We start from the raw sequence: 20,878 nt of genomic DNA, 5'->3' as shown, positions 1-20,878 counted from the left end.
CGGGTCGGCAAAACAGGTGGGCTCTTGTAATAGCTATGCTGAAATAACTTATACAGCCTTTTACATCCGCAGATGTAAAAGGCTGACCTGTTTCAGTTGATGACCACAATGATAGCGCCATCGGAAATAGTCGGACTTAAATGAAAAATATTCAGGCCAGGCTGAATATTGAGCGTACCATCCGGCGTATTCAGATTGCTGTTATATATCCTGGCCACTGCCCCTCTTGGCACGGTGCTGAAGAATATCGTAATCGTCACTTCCTGTGTTCTGTCCAGGGTAAAATTATCCGTCACTAAACCGCCGCCGGCAGCAAGATTATTATAGCTTCTCATTTGCAGCGGAGAGGTAAAACTGATATTACTCAATATTTCTCCCGTATTATTCTCCACAGCCAGGTCCAAGGTAGTTGATTGGGCTTGTACGCCGAAAGAAAGGCCTATAAAAGCCAGCAAGACAAAAATGATCTTACGCATAGGTGTATTTGTTTATGATGAAAAATAAAATTACCATCAGGCAAACAGCTACTATAGTGGCACCAATTTTATATCCTTCATGAACAGGCGGCTAGCACAGGATACGGGTTCAGCTACTGAGGGAAAATTCGGTGCATAGTCAGGTCAACTGACCGAATTTACGGAATGGTCTCCAAAAAACAGCTATGATTTTACACCTTGAAAAGTATAATTAACCGGGGTTTATCTTCACACTGTTACGGATCACTTCTTCCGAGGTCAGACCGAATATAGGCGGCGTAGGTACCCCCAGCATGCTTAAATAAAGGTATATCTGTCCACGATGATGGATCTCATGTTCTATCATGGCACGCAGCCATTTCCAGGTGGCGATTTTGATATTACCGGGCGTACTACATTCCCGTTGTAAATCCTCGTCTCGCAATTGACCAAATATCTGCATAGATTGACGATGCATTTCATGGAAATAATGCAGTACGTTATCATATCCTGCTGCCAGTTCTGTGCCACAACCCTGATAGGCACTGGGTCTGCCGGCAATGGTTTCTCCGTACATATATCGCTCTATGGCTACAATATGCCTTACCTGGTCACCTAAAGTAAATTTTCCGGGCTTATAGGTCCATTCCAATTGGTCTGGTGGTATTACCTGTACGACCTTCTCCGTTCGCTTCCTGATTTTCTCAAAGTAGTCCAGGAAGGAGTGGACGGTTATTATCTCCATAACTAATTATTTTGCTTTCATGAGCGTTACAAGGGCGGTGGCCACCTGTCTTTCCTGCCCTTCTTCTATGGTAAAAAGATCTGCTTGCGCCACTGTAAGTGTGAAACCGCTTTTCAGCAATTTAGCGCGGGTAATTAATTGCGTTCCTTTGGCCTGGTTCAGGTAATTGATCTTAAATTCTACGGTGAGGAAACTGGCGTCATTCACATGTACAGTACCAGCGGCATAACCGGCAGCAGTATCTGCCATGGCAGCCAGTACGCCGCCGTGAAAAATGCCGGAAGTACGCAGGAGAAAGTCTTGCGGATCGAGACTGATTTCCATATATCCATGACCGATAGCGCTGATCTTTGCGCCATAGGCAGTCATGAGTTTTTGCCGGCCAAAGCTGTCGTGTATTCGTTTTTCTATTTCCGGAGCAACGGGATTCATATGATACTGGTGTTGATAATATACGAATATAGGATAATGCGCCGGGATAATCATTCCTGCAAATTTTCATTCATACGTTACCGTTATCTCCGTCAAAAGGAGCGCCGTTAGCAATGCGCCCTGGCAATATATAAAGTAGTAGTATAGTCAAAACTAACCTTACCGGATTCCTGGTAACGGTCAAAAATAGCATCCAGTGTAACCATCATAGGAATACTGTCTTCCTCCTCTTCTGCCGGCACAAAAGAAGTAGATAATAATCTGCCTTTCAACACTTCATAACTCAGTTCTTCCCTACTTGAGAAAGTCACTTTTTCAAACTTACAGGGATGAAAGAAAGAGGTCGTTTTATGTTCGGAGGCTACATCCCGGCCATCCGCTGTGTAATCCCTGCCATAAGTAGCCAGCAGGTTTTCATATGCGATTGCAAAATCGGTATTCAGTTCCCGGACATTCCACATAATAATGATATGGGCATCAGGCTTCGCAATTCTTTTGAATTCTACTTTGGTAGCCGCCTGATCAAACCAATGAAAGGATTGCCCCGCGAGGATAACATCCACACAACTATCCGGCAGGCGGGTCGTCTCTGCCGTACCACAAACGCTATGAAAATCCGGATACTGCATTAAATACAATTCCGCTTTCTGACGCATGGCATCATTCGGTTCCACACCAAATACCGGATTGCCTTCTTTCAAAAAGATGGCAGAAGAAATACCTGTACCAGCTCCAATATCAGCGATCACTTTGCTACTGTTCAGCTGTATACTGTTTTTCAGATAAGGAATAATTTCAGCAGGATAACCCGGACGATAGCGGGCATAATTTTCTGCTCTGTTACTGAACCTTGTGGTGTTGTTCATGGGTTAATGCCAGTTTAATACAGGTGGAGGATGATTCCGGAAAATGATCGTAAAAATAAATTTACAATGATATTTTAAATGTAAAACATTGCTTCCATTCCAACGAATAATTTTTCTTTAATTATTTTTTCCGGAAGACATCATTCGCTCCAAACGCCCTATGGCTCATTATTACACGGTACATATTGTAACCGCTCACTGCAGCCACTTTGCAGTTTATATAGAAAACAGATGCTTTTTGATTTGGTAATACAACGTTAACAGAAAAAAAATTCCATTGGTTTATTTTTTTCACTACATTCGGTTTACTATCGAAATAACCCGAAGAGAAAATTGTTGTGACCTGGAAGTTTTAAATCTTTCTATCAAAATTTAAAATCCCGTTTTTTAGTTAAAGCATGACCCTCAATAATATTTAACCTGTATTACTTCATCCTAAAAAATGAATTACATGAATCGTTTGTTGAAATTTGACGATAGCAAAGCCCTTGCCTTCCAAAGACCTTCACTCACATCGGTCAATGAAAAGGACCTGTCTACCATGCCCGTATATGATATCCTATGCGGGAAAAGTGCAGGCCTTCCATTTGAGTATTTAATGACTGATATCTACTCCGGATGTCTGCCAATTAAGAGTATTTGCTATGGCAATTGTTCTGCAGCTGAATATTGGATCAACAAAGGATACAATTTCGGAGCAAGACATATCAATAACTTTGATGAAGCACTCTTCAGGAAATCTATTGAGCAACTGTCGCCTGACCAACGCTGGCTCCGACAAGGCTGGGTATCAGATGTTTCCCTCTCCAAAAAATCCTGGGAACTATTAGGCCCCATCTCGGATGTCTTAATGGAATACAATATTCACATGGTCATCATCACGAAGGTTTTCACCAAACCATCGGTTGAAGTCATGCGCAAACTCGCTGCCAATAAAACGGAACTGCGCGTATCCATTTCCGCTATTGACACCAAACATGAAATTGAAAGAAGATTCGATTCCCTGGCAGATTACAGACAAGAAGGCGGACTGTCTGTTCCCTATCTCATGTCATTCAAATTCTCAGATGAGATACTCCGCAATAACCAGGAATTAATTGTGCAAAAAATCGTGGAAGATGATTATATCGGCGCAGAACATCCACTGCGACTAAGTAATGATAACGCAGGTTTGGAAAGTGCAGAAACAGAAAGACACTTTCACCCTAAATTCGCCGACCAGACATGGTTCGGACGCCTATACGAAGAAGTAGGCAACTTTATCCTGCCACCGCCTACCTTCCTTCCGGCAGACTATACATTCGACTTCCTCCGCTACTCCGATGTACAAAAGGCGAATGCACAGTTTAGATTTAACAACCTGCCTACCTACAAAGATCTGATTGAAAAAAATTTGATTCACAATAATACATTTGATCATGCAAGCTACGACGTTAAATAAGGACCTCTCTACCTTTGCCGCGGATGAAGCAGAAATCCTCCAAGCCATTACCGGCCCATTAGAAGATCAGGGATATGCCGTTGCCAATATCGGCGATATCTCTCCAGATACCCTGCTCTCTATTGCCTACTTCTTCGGAGAAGTAATTCCCATCGGCAGAGGAAATGACCACATCACCGTTATTCATACCACCTCAAATGTTGGTTCTAAAAACGTTCCGCTGCATAACGATAAATCTTACTGGCGTATTCCACCAAAATACCTCATCCTGTATTGCCGCGAATCCAGTGGATTTGAGAATAATCACATGCATGTATCCGACATTCATGGCGCCTTCGAAAAACTTAGCGAAGAAGAAAAACAAAGCCTGATCGATAAAAACCTGGACATCTTCCACCCTTCCAACAGAAGTAGCGGAAAGCTGAAAGGCAAACTGGTAAACTATCTCAACGGAGATGTATTCTATCGCCTGCGTTCAGACACCATCGAGAAAGACTGGGAAGCTTTCAATCACTGGGATCAACTGGTAATTGATAACCTGATTGAAGTCCCTTTCAATCCCGGGACCTTGCTTATCATGGACAACTGGAAATTCGCCCATGGCAGACGACTTACTTCTGTAGAAACCGGCTATTCCAGAACCATCAACAGAGTACTGATCATGTAATTTTATTATAAAAAAACAGGTGATCAGAAGATCACCTGTTTTTCTTGTTGCTGGAGCTATGACACTATTGCATTTTATTATAGATCGTTGTCAGCAAAGATCGGCTGTCTGAGCTTGGAGTGTCCTGTTGAATCTCCCAAATACTGATTCCTCCAGCACCATTACTCGTGGCATAATCCACCTTACTTTGAATAGTCGGTATGCCATTATAATAAATCACGCCTCCTCCCGGAATATTAACGGTATCCTTGTTTTCTGCACCTGGATAAGCCGTCACAATATCATTATAGCTGTAACCTGTCTGGGTAGAACTGGAACCAAAAGCATACCCATAAAAAGGTACTCCAATAAAAAGTTTGGAAGCAGGCACTCCCCGGCTGAGGAAAAACTGGAAATTATTTACCGCCAGCGTATAACTCGAATGTTGCCCAGGCGCTCCCGGATTCCATGGACCAACAGAGTCATAAGACATAATATTTATCAAATTGAATTTATTCAAAGTGGTGGAAGAGATAAAATAATCTGCTGCTTCCCATTGGGCCAATGCCACATTCACATCCTTGTGATTGGCGTCCATAGCCACTTTCAGATCATTAATAAATCCAGCATATCTGGCAGTATCGCCAGTAATCAGATCATTCTCCAGATCAATATCAATACCATCAAATCCCAGATAGGTAGTAAAATAGACGATATTACTGATGAGGGTACTGCGATTGGCAGCGCTCAGATAAGTGGCGAGCGAGGCCGGCGGATTGCCTCCTCCAATTGAAAAATACACCCGTTTGCTCTGATTATGCACAGATTGAATCAGTGCCCCCAATGCCGTCCAGTTTTCATTGGCAAAATTGCCATTTGCATTGGGATTGATAAATGCAATATTCAGATCTGTAATTTTACTCAGGTCAATACTGCTGAGATGAGAACGCCAATCGTGGTCCGACCTGAAGAAATAGGCCACCACACGTCCTTTCGGAAAACCGGTGATAATTCGGGACTCGGTCACTGGTTTGGTATTTCCCCTGCTAAGTCCTAGTGGCGCCTGAGAATTTTTAGTGCAGGCAAAGGTAAATAATACCCCCATACAGATGAGTAGTTGTTTCATATGTATCAATTTAAAATAAGAAGAAAATGAATTTGCGTGCGAAGTGTGCTGTTATTGCTTATCCCACCATACTGGCTTCAGCCAGTCATTCTGCCCGCCAATACGGCTGAGTGCATCCTGATAATTGGCAGTATTATTATAAGCTTCCGTACCCGGATAAAATAGTCTTTTAAAAGGTTGTTTGTTGGTTTCAGATTCTGCGCCCACATCCTGTACCGACTGTAATACAGGGAATCCACTGCGGCGCTGATTAGCGAAAGCCTCTGCTCCATTGGGGAAAAGCGCCACCCATTTCTGCATGTTTATCTGCTCTATGGCTTTCCCTGGAGTCAATACATGAGCGTTTACATAAGCATCCGCCTGCTGCTGATTAATCGGCGCCATGCCCGGATACATTTCCAATTGCTTCATCGCTGCACGGATCCCGCGCTGGTAGTGTGCATTGGCATCTTCCGTAATCCAATTCCGCGTTGCTGCTTCTGCCAATAACAGCTCCGTTTCTGCATACCCCATATGAAGGAAAGATGCTCCCAAACTGACAAATACTGGGTTGATCGTACAAAATTTACTGCCGTGTGGTATCACAGTTCCATCCTTGGCTACGAAATCGGCCCACTGATCCCACCAATACAAACCAGGCTGAATAGCAAAGTAATTGGTAAGCGCAGTGATATCATTACCATCGGCATCTTTATTGACGAAAAATGCAGCCAGTCGCGGATCTTGCTCTGATTTCAGATAATCTGTAAAAGTTGTGCAGCCAATAGTGTACTTGTAGGTATCTGCTTCGCTGAGCGACTGGCTCAAACCATTCCCCCGAAGGTCCGGAAAGTTAAATGCTTCATGTACCATCCGGAAATTATCGTCATTGGATTGCATGACACCACCTTTATAAGCCGCTGCAGCCTCTTGCGCGGCTGTAGCAGGATCAATATTGGTGATTCTAACGGCCAGGCGTAAACGAAGGGAATTGGCCAGTTTTTTCCATTTATCTATAGCGCCATTGTAAACAATATCGTTGGCAATAGCTTGTTTAGAAGCATCGAACTGTTTTACGGCTTCATCCAGCTCCTTAAAGAAATCATGGTAAATATCCTGTTGACGATCATAGGCAGGGGTATACACCTTTTGGTAATAGGCTACTCCCGCCTGCGAATACGGTATGTCTCCATAACAATCCGTTAAAATAGAAAACAGATATACTTTCAGTATCCTGCCTGCAGCAATGTAATTCACCAGATCCTGATCATCTTTACATCGGGCAATCATATCCGTCAGTTGCTTAATACATTTCCCATAATATATTTCCCAGATGCGATCATTATAAAAATCATTACGGATATATTTGGTACCAGATCGCATTCCCCATGCCCCGTTTACATATTGCACCCTTGGCAGCAACAAATATAGATTGGGATAACCCGTTTCTCTTCCGCCGGTCATAAAATAAGCCGCAGAAGCCAACTGTTGCCCTGGAGCAATAGACGAGCCTTTCGTAGGGTCGGTATTCAGTTGTTCAAAATCTTTGGTACAACTGTTCATCACCAGGCTAATGAAAAATAATACGAGTATATAATAGTTGCGTTTCATCTTTCCTCATTTAAAATTTTGCATAAAGATTAATCCCATATGACCGCCGGGTAGGGAGAGAACCATACTCAAAGCCCTGACCATTCCCGTTATTATAGCTCGACTCCGGATCTACATTCGGTACATGTTTACTAATGGTGAAGAGATTTCTGGCGACCAGCGAAACAGACAAATCGCGGATAATACTATGATTAAACATTGCGGCAGGAAAATGATAATCGATGTTGACCTGTCTGATTTTTACAAATGAGGCATCATATACAAAAGGTTCGGGTATATTATCCGTTACGCGCTGCCAGTATGCCTGTGGATTTACATAGGCGTTCACATTGGTATACACAGGTTTTCCATTGGCATCCGTTCCAGTCTGCTGTACGCCAGTCACAGGAAGCCCTCCGGTTGCCGTCCACTGATCGGGTGACTTGCCTGCTGCCAATCGCGCTTTTTCAGATGCGGCCCATTCATCACGCCCTTCAACTGTACCTTTTTGCCGGCCGTTGGCATAGGCCAGCAGATTCGTCATGGAGTAAATATTGCCTCCTTGCTTGATATCCAATAATACATTCAGCGAAAAATGTTTGTAAGAGAAGCGGTTGGTAATCCCTCCAATCCAGTTATACTGCCCATTACCCAGTCGCGCATCTGTGGCATCATACTGTGGCAGGTTATTAGCATCGAGGATGAGTTGTCCCTGATCATTGCGGAGAAATTTCCGTCCTACTATCATGCCGTATTCCTGGCCTTCCTGCGCTACAATAGAGGCATTGGCCCAACGTGCAGAAGCAAGGGTGTAATAACCGGAAACAAGCGGACTCAATGCAAGTATTTTATTCCTGTTACGGGCAAAATTGAATCCCAGATCCCAGTTGAAATTTTTGGATACCACTGGTTTAGCCATGACCGTTACTTCTATCCCTCTGTTACGTACATTCCCGGAATTGATAACGGCAGTAGTGTAACCACTGGTGGAAGATATAGGCGCATTCAGTATCTGGTTACGGGTATTGGACTGGTACCAGGTGACGTCCAGGTTTAACCGGTTTTGCAGGAAGACAAGATTAACTCCAGCCTCATACGCCCTGCTAATACTGGGTTTCAGCTCGTAAAACGGAACCTTGTCTACTGCTACGCCACCAATTGCATAGCCCCCTACGGTCGGCATATCCGTATTGCTGCCATAGGTTAATTTCAGCTGATAAGGATCTACTGCATCTGTTCCTGTTTGTGCAATGGAAAGCCGCAACTTCCCAAAGGTCAGCCAGTCCATATGCGGCATTAATTCAGAGAATACAAAACTGGTGGACACTGAGGGATAAAAGAAGGAGTTATGTCCGGCGGCCAGTGTGGATGACCAATCATTACGCCCGGTAATGTCCAGATAAATTAATCGGTCAAATGCCAGATTCACGGCTCCATACACAGAATTGATACGTTTCCGGGAAATCATTTCTGTACTGATTTTCGTCTGGAAATTATTAATACTCTGTACGCCTTTCACACTAATATCTCTACCGGTGGTGATCAGCTGATTATCGTTATAATCCATGCGATTAGTACCCAGGTTGGCGCCTATCCACCATCTTTTAACCTGCTTACCAAAATTCAGCATCAGTTCCCCATTGGTTTCCCGCAGGGACCTGTCTTTCAGCACAATCATACCTGATTCATTGAATGGTGTGGTTGCCTCCATAAACTCTCTAAAACTAAAACGGGTGAAATCAGTTCCTATCCTGCCTTGCACAGAGAGCTCCGGTAACAGCTGATATTTCAACTGTACAAATCCATTCAGCCTGTCTTGTTGACTGCTATTGGGTTGTTCATTAATGGCCCAGTATGGATTAACCTGGTAGGGATTATTATTCCAGTTGATATACTTTCCGGTAACCGGATCTTTGTAATTTTTCAACCAGTTAATATCAATATTCGGCGCAATTCCACTCAATACATAACCAATATTATTGGGATTATCAGACAAAGCAGGTCTGTTATCCACTTTCTCATTGAGATAAGCAATCTTTGCATCCAGACTCAGTTTGGAGGTAAGCCTACTGGTACCCCTCAGTGCGAGATTATGTCGTTGCAGACCACTCTGAGGCACAATATCGTTGTTATGCAGATTAGTATACGTTAATCTTAATTGTGTCTGTTCATTACCGGAAGAAACGGAAACAGAATTGGTTAAGGTTAATCCTGTTCTGAAAAATTTCTTGATGGAGTTCCTGGCATCTACATAAGGGACCTGCGTACCATTCCATAGCCAGACAAGGCTGTCTTTGCTCATTTTCGGGCCCCAGCTGGACTGTGCATAGCCCTGAGCGGTAGCGGCATCTTTGGGGAGCATTCCGTCTCTCCCACTGCCATATATTTCCTGGAAATCATAACTATTGTTAATACTCTCCACTACTGCATTGGAATTCAATTCCACTTCCAGCCCCTTACCAGAGCCCTTCTTAGTAGTAATAAGAATAACGCCATTCGCTGCGCGACTGCCATACAACGCGGTGGCAGCGCCTCCTTTCAGCACGGAAATAGTGGCTATTTCATCCGGGTTAATAATAGAGGAGCCATCCCCCAGATCATAACCGCCATACTTATCTGCCTGGCCTGCAGAGGAATTACTGGCAGGTACTCCATCAATAACGTATAACGGCTGGTTATCTCCCCCTATTATCTTCACCCCGCGCAAGGTCACTTTTACAGAACCACCTACACCGCTATTAGTGGCATTTACATCCAATCCTGCCACTCTTCCGCTGAGGGCTTCCAGGGGATTATTCTCGCGGGCTGTTGTTAGTTCGCTACCTTTAATATTCGTATATGCGTAACCGAGAGATCGTTCCTGACGACCCAATCCCAAAGCAGTGACCACAACAGTATTCATATCCACCACTTTGGGCGCAGGCAACGAATCGCCCAAAGTTAAGCGGTGACTAACCGTTTCACGGATCATTATCTGTTTGCCAATTGCGCGGATAGTATATTTTACAGCCGGAAAAATGTTTTCCAGTATAACGCCAACGGCTACTTGTTTTTCATGAAAGGAGCGTTTGGGCAAATTAGCTACTACAGACTGCGTATAGGCGAAAGACACACCAGCCTGACGCTCTATAACAGTAAGGATATCCTGCACCGCCATATCCTTGACATCCAACGCAATTTTTATGCGTAGGGGATCTGTTTTATCTTGTGCCAACAGTCGGCCACAGCTGCAAAGCAAGACAATGGCAACGAGTATACGACAAATGATTCTCATTGATTTTCGTGTTTTAAAAAACTTGTCAAGATCCTGGCATACCTCTTCCATGCTGACATGAAGCAGCCTACAGCTGATAACAGCTGCGCCATTCAACAGGCAGTAATACAATGCTGATCGGGAGATTACATCCGAGCGTGACTAACAGTTGTGGTAGCTGCGATTCCCTTGACCCTGGTTGTTAATTAACTTTTGATCGATTCTGGTTTATTGACAATATGTGCTATTAGGCATTATTTTGTTTCTGACGTTCCTAATTGATATGTGCTGTCTGACAGGTGTTTAAGATCTGTATTCAATAACACGGCAAGCTCCTCCAGCGCGACTTCCCGTGTAACTTCAGAGAAATCCGCATTTAATGATATCGCAGATAACCTGCTATCTTGTATCGCTATTTTAATCTGATAAGCCGATTCCATGATACGAACCACCTGATCTAGTTTCATATTGCGGAAGCGAAGCTGCGGATTCGTCCAGTTACTGCGGTATGCATAATTTCCGGCCGACTTACTTACCATCCCTGCTGAATCAATAACGGCGAGATCGCCAGCTGTCAGAATAGTAGATGTTCCTTTATTGCCGCTGATACTTACCCGACCCTCCCTGACCGCAACATCACTATAGCGAAGCGTTGATTTAATATTAAAGGAGGTGCCTAATACGGTGACGGTTCCATTGGGCAGTTGTACCGAGAAAGCGCGGGTAGCATCTTTTGCTACCTTCACAAAAGCTTCTCCCTGCTGCATTTTCACTTCCCTTTTGGAGGAATTAAAACGCCATAATACAGTGGTCCCCGGACGCAATATTATCTGAGAGCCATCCTCCAGCAATACGCTGTCAATTCCATTACGGCTGGCTACAAAGGTATGCCATGCTGCTGACGAGGTATTGTGAGAGTACCATATGCCTGTCAGTACCAATAAAGGAAATACTACTGCAGCCACACGCCACCATACCTGGTTCACCGATCGCACGCGCATAGTTGATTTTGGAACGACCGTCAATTGCTCCTGCAACAATTCCCATCCTTTCTGAGAAGAGAATTCCTGTGGCAACTGACCAGCAGACTCCCAAACCTGACGCATCTCCTCAAACAACTGTCGGTTGTCGGCAGAGGCATTCAGCCAGGGTTCAAGTGAATTGGCCAGCTCCTGGTTACCCGGATCATTCAGGTAGGCTATGATAGTATCGTTGATATGTTGCTCCATATGCGTATACTATAATGACAATCCAGGAAACCTAAACTTTGATACTTTTATAATTTTTTTTTCCCGAGGAGGGATACCCGAAGAGATTTAAGGGCGATAGATAATTGAAAGTAAACGGTATTGAGAGAGATATTAAGCTGAGACGCGATTTCCGCCGGTTCCAGCCCATGTATGCGACTGAGCAGAAAAATTTCCCTGCAACGGGGTGGCAACCCCTGTAAATGCTGCATCAGCTCCCGCTGAAAAAGGACATAATCAGCCATATGGTGAAATGACTGCTCATCCGCCTGGAACTGTAGTAATTCTTCCCCTACATGCCGCTTTCGTCGTTTCAGTTCATTCAACGACCGGTTGCTTACCGCCCGGAATAAATAATGCTTTACCTGTCCCTCAATAATAACCTGATCCGCCTTCTCCCAAAGATGAACAAACAAATTATGAACAATATCCCTGGCCAGATCACTGTCTTTTACCCAATGATGTGCCAACAGATATAGCTCTTCACTATATGCTTTATATAATTCCTGAAAGATTTGTATGTCCCGATTACGAAAAGCTTCCGTAACCTGTGCCGGGGAATAGGGAAAAACGTCTTTCATTTAATGCATCCTAATAGGGATGATGTAATGATACAAAAATTTATAAACCTTCAAAAGATTTTATCAGAAACATAAGTACAATCTCTTTAATCAACCATCCGCCATCAGGACAATACCTTCTGCATGTCTTGCTTACTGGCGCGACCAGCCACCTTGTCTGTCAGCCATCTCCTTACAGGTTCATCATAAAACCGCATGGCTACATAAGCCATCAATAGGGAACCTGCAAACACGATCCCCGCTGTAAGGTACATTTCATTCATGCCTGGTTTCGTCTTCATAACATAATTCCCAAACAACCACACCGCCCAGATATGCGTCATATATAAAGGATATGACAGCCTACCTGTAATAACACAACAATTCCGCCACCAACCGCTGACAGTGGCGCCAGCGCCAAGAGATAACAGTAACGGGAACACGAACATTACCATTATCATTTCAGCTATCCAGTCATTCAGCATATGGGGAGACACGAATACGCCCATCAACAACACCCCTAACAGCAGACAATGCAACCTGTTTTTAATGACCAGGTTAAAACGGAATACCGTTAATCCTGCAAGGAAAGAGAAAGTAACCCTGGCAAATCCATCCAGGAAAGTAGGCGCATCCCATCCGGTAATAATCCATCCTCTGTGCCTGGCTACTGCTGCAATCCAAACCGCAGAAAGCACCAGGAGGCCCAACAACCAGCGTCTGCCTATGCGTACTAACAGTAACCCATATACGATGTTAATGACATATTCCATTAAAAGTGACCATGCCGGCGTATTATAAGGAAACAACCCACCCCCTCTTCCTGGTAACCAGGGAAATGGCAACATCAGCAATGAACAGAGAAAAGCAGCTATTATTTTTACAGTACCTGCCTCTGTCACAGAACCGACTCCTATATACGGATCTAAAACATATCCCAATAATCCAATCACACTTCCCCATATCACCATAGGATGCAAACGAATCAAACGATTGACGAAAAAGGTTTTTAATCCCAGCTTCAGCGCCCTTTCATCATAAGCATATCCAATCACAAACCCCGATAAACAAAAGAAAAAATCTACTGCCAGGTAACCATGACCAATCGGACTTTTAGTATAGTCGGGCGTCATAAACTCATACAAATGAAATACCACAATAGAAAGGGCTGCCAATCCTCGCAGCCCATCCAGTACTTCAAAATGTTGTTTCGTCTTTAGTAAGTTGTTCTCCATAACTGATGAATATAGGCACAATAAAATAGGCTGCTATTCCTGGAAGTGAAAGCCCCTGGTAATATTCACCCAGAAACGGGTAAATCTGTATTACCGCTCCATCTATAACTTACCCGTGACAATTCCGTTATCTATCAGACTTCAAGAAAACATTTCATTTAATTTTAATTTATTATTTTATTCAATATATTATAATATATAAATATTATAAAGTAATAATTTAATAATAATTACTAATTATTCGCTTAACACGTCCCAGATACTTTTGCCGGAAATTTTTGCGCATGATTAGATGTTTTACGCTAAATCTCTTATTTATCCTTTTCTTTTGCTGTGCTGCGAGGGCACAGTTTAAAGGTATCGTTGTAAACGAATTTTCACAAGGCGACGGCGGCGCCAGAGAATATTTCGAGCTCGTCGTAGTAGGTACCAGAACCTGTACCGAAACAACAGCCGACATCCGCGGCTGGATTGTAGATGACCAGAACGGCTGGTACGGAGGCAACAGTACCGGTATCGCACAAGGACACCTGCGATTCACCAATAGTAACGTATGGAAAAATGTTCCCTTTGGGTCCATAATTGTACTGTATAATGCCAATAGTACTGCCTCTCCAACAGATGTAAACACCACCATCAAAAACACACTGCCGGATGATCCGGACGATTCCAACGGCGATGGCGTATATGTTATTCCCATATTTAACGCCGGACCAAAAATTGCGCTTGTCAATAGTTTAGTAGAATTACATACAGGCTCCCCATCCTCTCCTTCTTCATCCACCTACACCTATCCTACTACCGGATATTCCGCGACTATTCCTGCTGCCAGTTCCTGGGGAAATCAACTTGGACTTAGCAATAGCGGCGATGCCGTGATCGTTACCAGTCCAGCAAATCTGTCGAACCCATTTCATTCGGTGACATTTGGATTGACGCCAACAGCTCCGTTTAAAACGCCTCACGTGCAACTCGGCGCAGTGGCGGCCAACAAAAATGCCTATCTGTCTGATGATAAATATACTGTTGCGGCTAGCTGGAAAATTGGGAATGCACTGGTAGATGAAACGCCCGGTAAAGGAAACTCCGTCGCCAACCAAGCCTGGATCGACGCGATGAAAGTCAATCCTTCTTCCACTCCGCTGGACCCTATCACCGGTGGAAATACCGTCTGCGTCAGCGCTACGCTCACATTATCCAACACCACTTCAGGCGGTACCTGGAGCAGCAGCGATAATACTATTGCAACAATAGATCCTACTACCGGCGTTGTAACCGGCGTAAAAGCAGGTATCGTTACCATCACCTACACCGTAACAGGTAGCTGTGGTAACTCCACCCAAACACAACAAGTAACGGTGGCTGATAAACCCGCTACACCTACTATTACCGGACTGGCAACCGTTTGCGCAGGCAGTAATATCACGCTTTCCGGCACTCCTGGCGGAGGTCAATGGACTTCCTCCGATAATACGATCGCTACAGTGGATATCGCTACTGGCGCCGTTTCCGGCATCCAAATCGGTAACGCGGTCATTACTTATACCCTATCCAACTCCTGCGGCAATGCATCTGCCACCCAGAGTATAACGGTAACGGATAAACCGACAGTAGCAGCCATCACTGGCCCTACTTCTGTTTGTGCCAACGACAATATCACCCTTACCAACACCACTACCGGCGGTACATGGACTTCCAGCGACGATCTCATCGCGACTATAGATCCATCCACAGGAGTGGTTTCAGGGATCGCTGCCGGTACTGTCACCATCACCTATACGGTCTCCAATACATGCGGCCAGACGCAGGTCACTTCCAATGTGACTGTCAGCAATGCTCCTGTAGTAGCGGCCATCACCGGATCAAACACCGTTTGTGCTGGTAACACTACGCAACTCAGCAATACAACCCCGGGCGGTACCTGGAACTCCAGCAATAACACCATCGCCACGGTGGATGTAAATGGCCTCGTTACCGGCCTGCAAAGCGGTACTGCCACTATTTCCTATACTGTCACCAGTGGTTGTGGTAACATTAACCGAACCATGGTAATAACGGTAGACGACAAACCATCGGTAGCGCCAATCACCGGCGGCAACACGATCTGTATCGGTGCTACTACTGCACTGAACAGCGCCACCACAGGCGGTACCTGGACTTCCAGCAACACCAGCATCGCCACGGTGGATAACGTCGGCACTGTAACAGGTATCTCAGCCGGTATCGCTACCATCACTTATACCGTCAATAATACCTGCGGTAATACCGCGGTTACACTGAATGTTACCGTGAACGCGGCCCCTATTGCAGCTGCTATCTCCGGTAATAATAATGTTTGCGTCGGCAACAGCACCGTGCTCGTCAACAGTACTCCCGGCGGCGTTTGGAGCAGCAGCGATCCTGCAATTGCTACCATCGCTAATCCTTCCGGAAATGTAACTGGCGTGACCGCCGGAAATGTGGTAATTACCTATACTGTCACTAACACATGTGGTACTAACGCAGCTACTGCTAATTTCACAGTAAATGATGTTCCTGTTGTTGCTGCCATCACTGGTAGTAACACGCTTTGTGTCAATGCCACTACAACCCTTTCCAATACCACTCCTGGCGGAACCTGGAGCTCTGGCAACAACGCAGTGGCTACTGTGGATAATACCGGAATGGTAACAGGCGTTGCAGCAGGTACTGCTGTTATCTCCTATACAGTCACTAACGGTTGCGGCAATACGATCAAAACACAGACACTCACGGTAACGGATAAACCCAATGTGCCTCCTGTAACGGGAACGAATACACTCTGCGTAGGCGCTACCACCACCCTCAACAATAGTTTAAGTGGCGGCTCATGGTCCAGTAACAACACCAGCGTAGCTACTATTGACAATACAGGCAAAGTAACAGCCATCGCCACTGGTATGGCTACTATGACTTATACTGTCACAAACTCCTGCGGTACATCTGCACAAACATTCAATATCACCGTAAATGATAAACCGCAGGTAAATGCGATCACCGGAACGGCTACACTCTGCGTTAACGCAACGGCCCAATTCAGTAACAGCACGACTGGCGGTACATGGGGCAGCAGCAACAGCGCAGTGGCCAGTATCAACGCAAGCGGCCTGGCAACGGCCCTCTCCGCAGGAACTACTGTCATTACCTATACTGTTACCAACAGCTGCGGCGCTACCGTTGTAAACTTCAACGTAACCGTGAATGATGTTCCAGTTGTAGCAGCCATTTCCGGTAATAATACCGTTTGCCTGGGAGCCACTACCACGCTAACCAATACAACTCCCGGCGGCGCCTGGTCCAGCAGTGCTAATACCATTGCTACTATCAGCAACACCGGCCTGGTGACTGGAATCGCCACCGGCAATGCAGTCATCAGTTATGCTGTCACCAATAGCTGCGGTACTACTACCAAAACCTTTAATATTACAGTAGCAGCTCCTCCGGTAGTTCCTCCGGTTACCGGCCCTACGACTGTCTGCAAAAACAACAGCATTACCCTTTCCAATACAGCTACCGGCGGTACATGGACTACCTCCAATGCGGCCATCGCCACCATCAGCAATGCAGGCGTAGTGACCGGTATGGCAGCTGGTAATGTGGTTCTGACTTACACCCTTACTAACGCTTGCGGTAGCACGCCGGCAAATTATGCTGTAACGGTTAATGATATTCCTGTTGTTCCTGCTATCACCGGCGCTCAGGATATCTGTATAAACAAAACGCTGCAGCTGAACAACGCGACTGCAGGCGGTACCTGGAGCAGCAGTAATAATTCTATTCTGAGTGTAGATCCTAACGGACTGGTAACCGGTAAAGCAGCAGGTTCTGCTATTATTACCTACACGGTTAACAGCAACGGCTGTACGAACAGCGCACAGGTAACGATGAAGGTGGAAGACTTCCAGCTCTCCCTCACTGCCAGCGGTGAACCATTCATCGCCGGACTCCCGCTGACAATACAGACAACGGCTAATACCGCTACCTATAATGTTACAGCATGGTCTCCAGCTACCCTGTTCTCTAATCAATCTGCCAAACAGCAAACCATTACGCCGGCGCAACCTGCCAGTCTGCTGATCAAAACAGATGCCACCTCCGCTACAGGATGTACTTCCAGCGCTACGCTGACACTGAACATCCTTCCAAACAATGAAGACTTCTTCGTACCAAATGCCTTCACACCAAATGGCGACGGTAAAAATGATGTGTTCCGCGTATATGGATCTTCTGTCAAATCAATAGAACTACAGGTATACACGCAATGGGGTGAAATGGTATACTCCAGCAATGATATCACCAAAGGTTGGGATGGTACCTTCAAAGGCCGCCAGCAGCCTGTAGGCGTCTATGTGTACGCGTTAAAAGCGACCATGCAGAATGGCGCTGTCATCAATAAAAAAGGAGCTGTTAACTTAATTCGATAAACATGAATCACAATAAATTTTTCTCACTCATACTGGGTCTTACTGCAACGGTATTCTCCGTACAGAAAAGCGCCGCGCAGGTAGACCCCCATTTTTCTCAGTATTACATTTACCCGATGGGCCTGAACCCAGCGCTCACGGGCGCCATGGACGGCGATTACCGCGTAAGCGCTATCTATAGAAGCCAATGGGGCACTGTAACCAGTCCCTATTCTACTGTTGGTATCTCTGCCGACATGGCGACCAATCGCAATATCAATGTAGGCGTGAATCTGTACAATCAGAAAGCTGGCAACGGCGGATACAATTATACAAATGGCTATTTCTCCATCGCTTATACCGGTGTGAAATTTGGCCCCGATAAACTGCAATGCCTGTCTTTCGGCTTCCAGGGCGGTCTGCTGAGTCGCAGATTCGATCCTTACAAGTTCCAGTTTGGCGAACAATGGATGCCCGGTACCGGCTATAATGCAGGCATGCCTTCCGGCGAAAGATTCGAAAAAACTACTTCCAGCGTCTTCGACGCTGGATTTGGTATCGCATACTACGATATGGACCCGGAAAAAAATGCCGCACTCTTCGGAGGCGTGTCAGCATTTCACCTGACCCAACCCAAAGATCCATTCCTGAAAGATGGCAATAAATCGGCGATGCCAGTGCATTACAGCGCTCATTTAGGCGCACGTATTCACCTGAATGAAACCGTGCTGTTCGTCCCAAATGCGAAATACTCCATCCAGGGAAATGCACAGGAAAAAATGCTGGGCGCTTACTTCCAACTGATGGCAAACGAAACTACCGACTTCATGCTGGGCGCCAACTGGCGCATGAATGATGCCCTCGTTCCTTTTGCCGGCGTATATTTTAAAGGCATGACCATTGGACTGAGCTACGATGCGAACGTTTCTCAGCTAGGTAAAATCGCCAACAGCAATAGTGTAAACAGCTTCGAATTATCTATCTCTTTCGTTGGTAAAAGACGTAACAGTATCCGTACTGACTACTTCAAATGCCCCCGATTCTAATCCATTTCAGATAATCCTTACCTCGTTACACGAAAATGAAAAAAAAATATATACCTGCCTATATTGCGCTGGCCCTCATGCAAATGTCGGCCAGAGCACAATCTGCTACAGATCTGCTCCGACGCGCAGATGAACTGTACCAGCAGAAAGAATATTACGCTGCAGCACGACTATACGAAAATTTCCTACTTGGAAATAAAAACAGCAAAGATGCCCGCATCGCACCCTTTGCCGCTTCCAAAATCAGGAAGTCCAAACCTACCATAGCAAACGGCGGCAACGTTACCTGGAAACTGGCAGAAAGCTACCGCCTAAGCTACCATTACAAATCAGCGATCTGCTGGTATGAACAAGCTGTTGCGCTGGATGTAAAAGCCCCCCTGTTGCAATTCAACTATGGAGTGGCGCTACGAGCCAATTCCCAACTGGACGCCGCCGAAAAAGCATTGCTCACTTTCCTGAAAGGACATACGCAGCAAGATAGTATTCACCTCGCCGCCAATCAGGAATTAAATAACATCCGTTTTGCCCGTCAGCAACTATCTGCTCTTACTCCTTCCAAAGTAAAAGCCATTAGTATACCCGACACCGTGCTCACCGGCGCATGGGCACTCAGTCGCATAGGTACAAGTAATAACGTAAGTATCACCTCCGCCATCCTGGAAGCGCCTTTTGTAAACCGGGTATATCAGGCACGACTAAACGAAAATAGTTTATCAGATATCAGGCTGTTACCGCTGGTGTCCACGCCTGCTATGAACGACGGTACTGCTGCCTTCTCTCCCGACGGTCGTATCCTCTTTTTCACCCGCTGGTTCAACCACCAGGGTAAACTCTCCGCAGCTATTTACCGCAGCATATTACAGGATAATAAATGGTCGCAACCAGAGAAACTGGCCAACACCATTAATGAAGAGGGCTACAACGCCATGCATCCTTTTGTAACTGCCGACGGAAAAGTACTGCTCTTCGCCTCGGATAAACCAGGCGGCCAGGGCGGATTCGATATCTGGATGACGCAACTGGATGCCAACGGCTATCCCGGCAAATCGGAAAATCTCGGCCAGGCTGTCAACACCAATGGAAATGAGCTATCTCCTTTCTACCTGAGTTCCGACAAACAACTGGTATTTGCGTCCAATGGTCGCGTAGGAATGGGCGGAATGGACCTCTATAAGAGCAAAGGCGATTTCCGGAATTGGGAAACGCCGGAGAATATGGGCGCTCCTGTCAATTCTGTAAAAGACGACCTGTTCTTCACCAGCACAGAAGGGCTGCCATTATTACAACAGGCATGGCTGAGCTCCGACAGGGATGCAGATTGCTGCCTCGGATTATTCTCAATTTCTACGCCGCCGGAAATAAAGCAACCCCCAGTGCCGACAGTGGTGGAAGCTCCGCCACCAGCGCCGGTAATACTTCCGGTGAAACAGGATTCTTCGCTGTATGTATATTTCGATTTCGATAAATCAGTATTACGTCCGGATGCTAAGGCTAAACTGGATATTCTCGCCGCCATGCTCCAGGAAAATGCAGGCATGAAAATATCCATCACCGGCCATACAGACGGCAAAGGAACCAATGATTACAACAGTCATCTGGCAGATATCCGTGCCAAAGCATGTACCCAATATCTTATCGCAACAAAAGGTATTGATGCTACCAGAATCACCACCCAATCATTTGGCAAAACCAAACTGGTAGCCACTGAAACCACCAGCAAAGGAAAAGATAATCCTGCCGCAAGAGAATTGAACAGAAGAGTGGAATGTATCATCCACTGGTGATGATAAGAAAATAAAAAAGCAGGCAGACGAACATTCGTCTGCCTGCTTT

General features: G+C 45.5%; 15 protein-coding genes. 5 read left to right on the top strand and 10 right to left on the bottom strand.

The features are described from left to right. Positions 1–92 precede the first annotated feature (92 nt). The 4 genes from CLV59_RS21575 to CLV59_RS21560 all read right to left on the bottom strand — a co-directional run bounded on the left by CLV59_RS21575 (position 93) and on the right by CLV59_RS21560 (position 2,498). The gene (locus CLV59_RS21575) at positions 93–476 is read right to left on the bottom strand and encodes a hypothetical protein (protein ID WP_111594149.1); all 384 of its coding nucleotides are present in this window, start codon (positions 474–476) and stop codon (positions 93–95) included. Positions 477–687: 211 nt separating this feature from the next. Next, positions 688–1,200, bottom strand: a complete 513-nt coding sequence (locus CLV59_RS21570; RefSeq protein WP_111594148.1) for a DinB family protein — start codon at positions 1,198–1,200, stop codon at positions 688–690. A gap of 6 nt (positions 1,201–1,206) precedes the next feature. Then, a complete protein-coding gene (locus tag CLV59_RS21565) occupies positions 1,207–1,632 on the bottom strand; it encodes a PaaI family thioesterase (protein WP_170137858.1) in 426 nt (141 codons plus the stop codon). A gap of 107 nt (positions 1,633–1,739) precedes the next feature. After that, positions 1,740–2,498, bottom strand: coding sequence for a class I SAM-dependent methyltransferase (locus CLV59_RS21560; protein WP_111594146.1), 759 nt, complete (start codon positions 2,496–2,498; stop codon positions 1,740–1,742). Between the two features lie 451 nt (positions 2,499–2,949). On the opposite strand from CLV59_RS21560, the gene CLV59_RS21555 reads away from it, so the two are divergent. Together CLV59_RS21555 and CLV59_RS21550 are read left to right on the top strand one after the other, a co-directional pair. After that, positions 2,950–3,939 carry a hypothetical protein gene (locus CLV59_RS21555; RefSeq protein WP_111594145.1) on the top strand — a complete coding sequence of 330 codons (990 nt, stop codon included), beginning with the start codon at positions 2,950–2,952 and terminating at the stop codon, positions 3,937–3,939. Next, positions 3,917–4,606, top strand: coding sequence for a TauD/TfdA family dioxygenase (locus tag CLV59_RS21550; RefSeq protein WP_111594144.1), 690 nt, complete (start codon positions 3,917–3,919; stop codon positions 4,604–4,606). Before CLV59_RS21555 ends, CLV59_RS21550 begins: the two co-directional genes overlap by 23 nt. Positions 4,607–4,670: 64 nt before the next feature. On the opposite strand, the gene CLV59_RS21545 is transcribed toward CLV59_RS21550, so the two are convergent. From CLV59_RS21545 to CLV59_RS21520, 6 genes are all read right to left on the bottom strand, one after another. Beyond that, the gene (locus CLV59_RS21545; protein WP_111594143.1) at positions 4,671–5,711 is read right to left on the bottom strand and encodes a glycosyl hydrolase family 18 protein; all 1,041 of its coding nucleotides are present in this window, start codon (positions 5,709–5,711) and stop codon (positions 4,671–4,673) included. A gap of 51 nt (positions 5,712–5,762) precedes the next feature. Continuing rightward, complete coding sequence (locus tag CLV59_RS21540) at positions 5,763–7,301, bottom strand: SusD/RagB family nutrient-binding outer membrane lipoprotein (RefSeq protein ID WP_111594142.1); 1,539 nt, start codon at positions 7,299–7,301, stop codon at positions 5,763–5,765. 10 nt (positions 7,302–7,311) lie between these two features. Beyond that, positions 7,312–10,554: a SusC/RagA family TonB-linked outer membrane protein gene (locus CLV59_RS21535; protein WP_170137857.1), complete on the bottom strand. Its 3,243-nt coding sequence runs from the start codon at positions 10,552–10,554 to the stop codon at positions 7,312–7,314. A 233-nt stretch (positions 10,555–10,787) separates the two neighbouring features. Beyond that, entirely contained in the window at positions 10,788–11,762 is a 975-nt protein-coding gene (locus tag CLV59_RS21530) for a FecR family protein (RefSeq protein ID WP_111594140.1), read from the bottom strand. 47 nt (positions 11,763–11,809) lie between these two features. Next, positions 11,810–12,361, bottom strand: coding sequence for an RNA polymerase sigma-70 factor (locus CLV59_RS21525; protein ID WP_111594139.1), 552 nt, complete (start codon positions 12,359–12,361; stop codon positions 11,810–11,812). A gap of 104 nt (positions 12,362–12,465) precedes the next feature. Further along, positions 12,466–13,575 carry an acyltransferase family protein gene (locus tag CLV59_RS21520; RefSeq protein WP_111594138.1) on the bottom strand — a complete coding sequence of 370 codons (1,110 nt, stop codon included), beginning with the start codon at positions 13,573–13,575 and terminating at the stop codon, positions 12,466–12,468. Positions 13,576–13,859: 284 nt separating this feature from the next. On the opposite strand from CLV59_RS21520, the gene CLV59_RS21515 reads away from it, so the two are divergent. Genes CLV59_RS21515 through CLV59_RS21505 form a run of 3 tightly spaced genes read left to right on the top strand, consistent with a single transcriptional unit; the run spans position 13,860 to position 20,829 of the window. Beyond that, positions 13,860–18,017: an Ig-like domain-containing protein gene (locus CLV59_RS21515; protein WP_111594137.1), complete on the top strand. Its 4,158-nt coding sequence runs from the start codon at positions 13,860–13,862 to the stop codon at positions 18,015–18,017. Positions 18,018–18,019: 2 nt separating this feature from the next. Next, on the top strand, positions 18,020–19,042 hold the full coding sequence (locus CLV59_RS21510; RefSeq protein ID WP_111594136.1) for a PorP/SprF family type IX secretion system membrane protein: 1,023 nt from the start codon (positions 18,020–18,022) through the stop codon (positions 19,040–19,042). Between the two features lie 35 nt (positions 19,043–19,077). Next, on the top strand, positions 19,078–20,829 hold the full coding sequence (locus CLV59_RS21505) for an OmpA family protein (RefSeq protein ID WP_111594135.1): 1,752 nt from the start codon (positions 19,078–19,080) through the stop codon (positions 20,827–20,829). Positions 20,830–20,878: the final 49 nt, after the last annotated feature.

The sequence above is a fragment of the Chitinophaga dinghuensis genome (assembly GCF_003259435.1).
GTDB lineage: Bacteria > Bacteroidota > Bacteroidia > Chitinophagales > Chitinophagaceae > Chitinophaga > Chitinophaga dinghuensis.
Note: the sequence above shows the minus strand (reverse complement) of the source record. Positions and strands in the feature narration are given on the sequence as shown.

Bases quoted from the DNA above. Each gene is read 5' to 3' on its own strand.
- CLV59_RS21545 (WP_111594143.1), bottom strand. From the start codon at position 5,711: ATGAAACAACTACTCATCTGTATGGGGGTATTATTTACCTTTGCCTGC.
- CLV59_RS21560 (WP_111594146.1), bottom strand. From the start codon at position 2,498: ATGAACAACACCACAAGGTTCAGTAACAGAGCAGAAAATTATGCCCGC.
- CLV59_RS21575 (WP_111594149.1), bottom strand. From the start codon at position 476: ATGCGTAAGATCATTTTTGTCTTGCTGGCTTTTATAGGCCTTTCTTTC.
- CLV59_RS21570 (WP_111594148.1), bottom strand. From the start codon at position 1,200: ATGGAGATAATAACCGTCCACTCCTTCCTGGACTACTTTGAGAAAATC.
- CLV59_RS21535 (WP_170137857.1), bottom strand. From the start codon at position 10,554: ATGAGAATCATTTGTCGTATACTCGTTGCCATTGTCTTGCTTTGCAGC.
- CLV59_RS21550 (WP_111594144.1), top strand. From the start codon at position 3,917: ATGCAAGCTACGACGTTAAATAAGGACCTCTCTACCTTTGCCGCGGAT.
- CLV59_RS21525 (WP_111594139.1), bottom strand. From the start codon at position 12,361: ATGAAAGACGTTTTTCCCTATTCCCCGGCACAGGTTACGGAAGCTTTT.
- CLV59_RS21530 (WP_111594140.1), bottom strand. From the start codon at position 11,762: ATGGAGCAACATATCAACGATACTATCATAGCCTACCTGAATGATCCG.
- CLV59_RS21505 (WP_111594135.1), top strand. From the start codon at position 19,078: ATGAAAAAAAAATATATACCTGCCTATATTGCGCTGGCCCTCATGCAA.
- CLV59_RS21520 (WP_111594138.1), bottom strand. From the start codon at position 13,575: ATGGAGAACAACTTACTAAAGACGAAACAACATTTTGAAGTACTGGAT.
- CLV59_RS21515 (WP_111594137.1), top strand. From the start codon at position 13,860: ATGATTAGATGTTTTACGCTAAATCTCTTATTTATCCTTTTCTTTTGC.
- CLV59_RS21555 (WP_111594145.1), top strand. From the start codon at position 2,950: ATGAATCGTTTGTTGAAATTTGACGATAGCAAAGCCCTTGCCTTCCAA.
- CLV59_RS21565 (WP_170137858.1), bottom strand. From the start codon at position 1,632: ATGAATCCCGTTGCTCCGGAAATAGAAAAACGAATACACGACAGCTTT.
- CLV59_RS21540 (WP_111594142.1), bottom strand. From the start codon at position 7,301: ATGAAACGCAACTATTATATACTCGTATTATTTTTCATTAGCCTGGTG.
- CLV59_RS21510 (WP_111594136.1), top strand. From the start codon at position 18,020: ATGAATCACAATAAATTTTTCTCACTCATACTGGGTCTTACTGCAACG.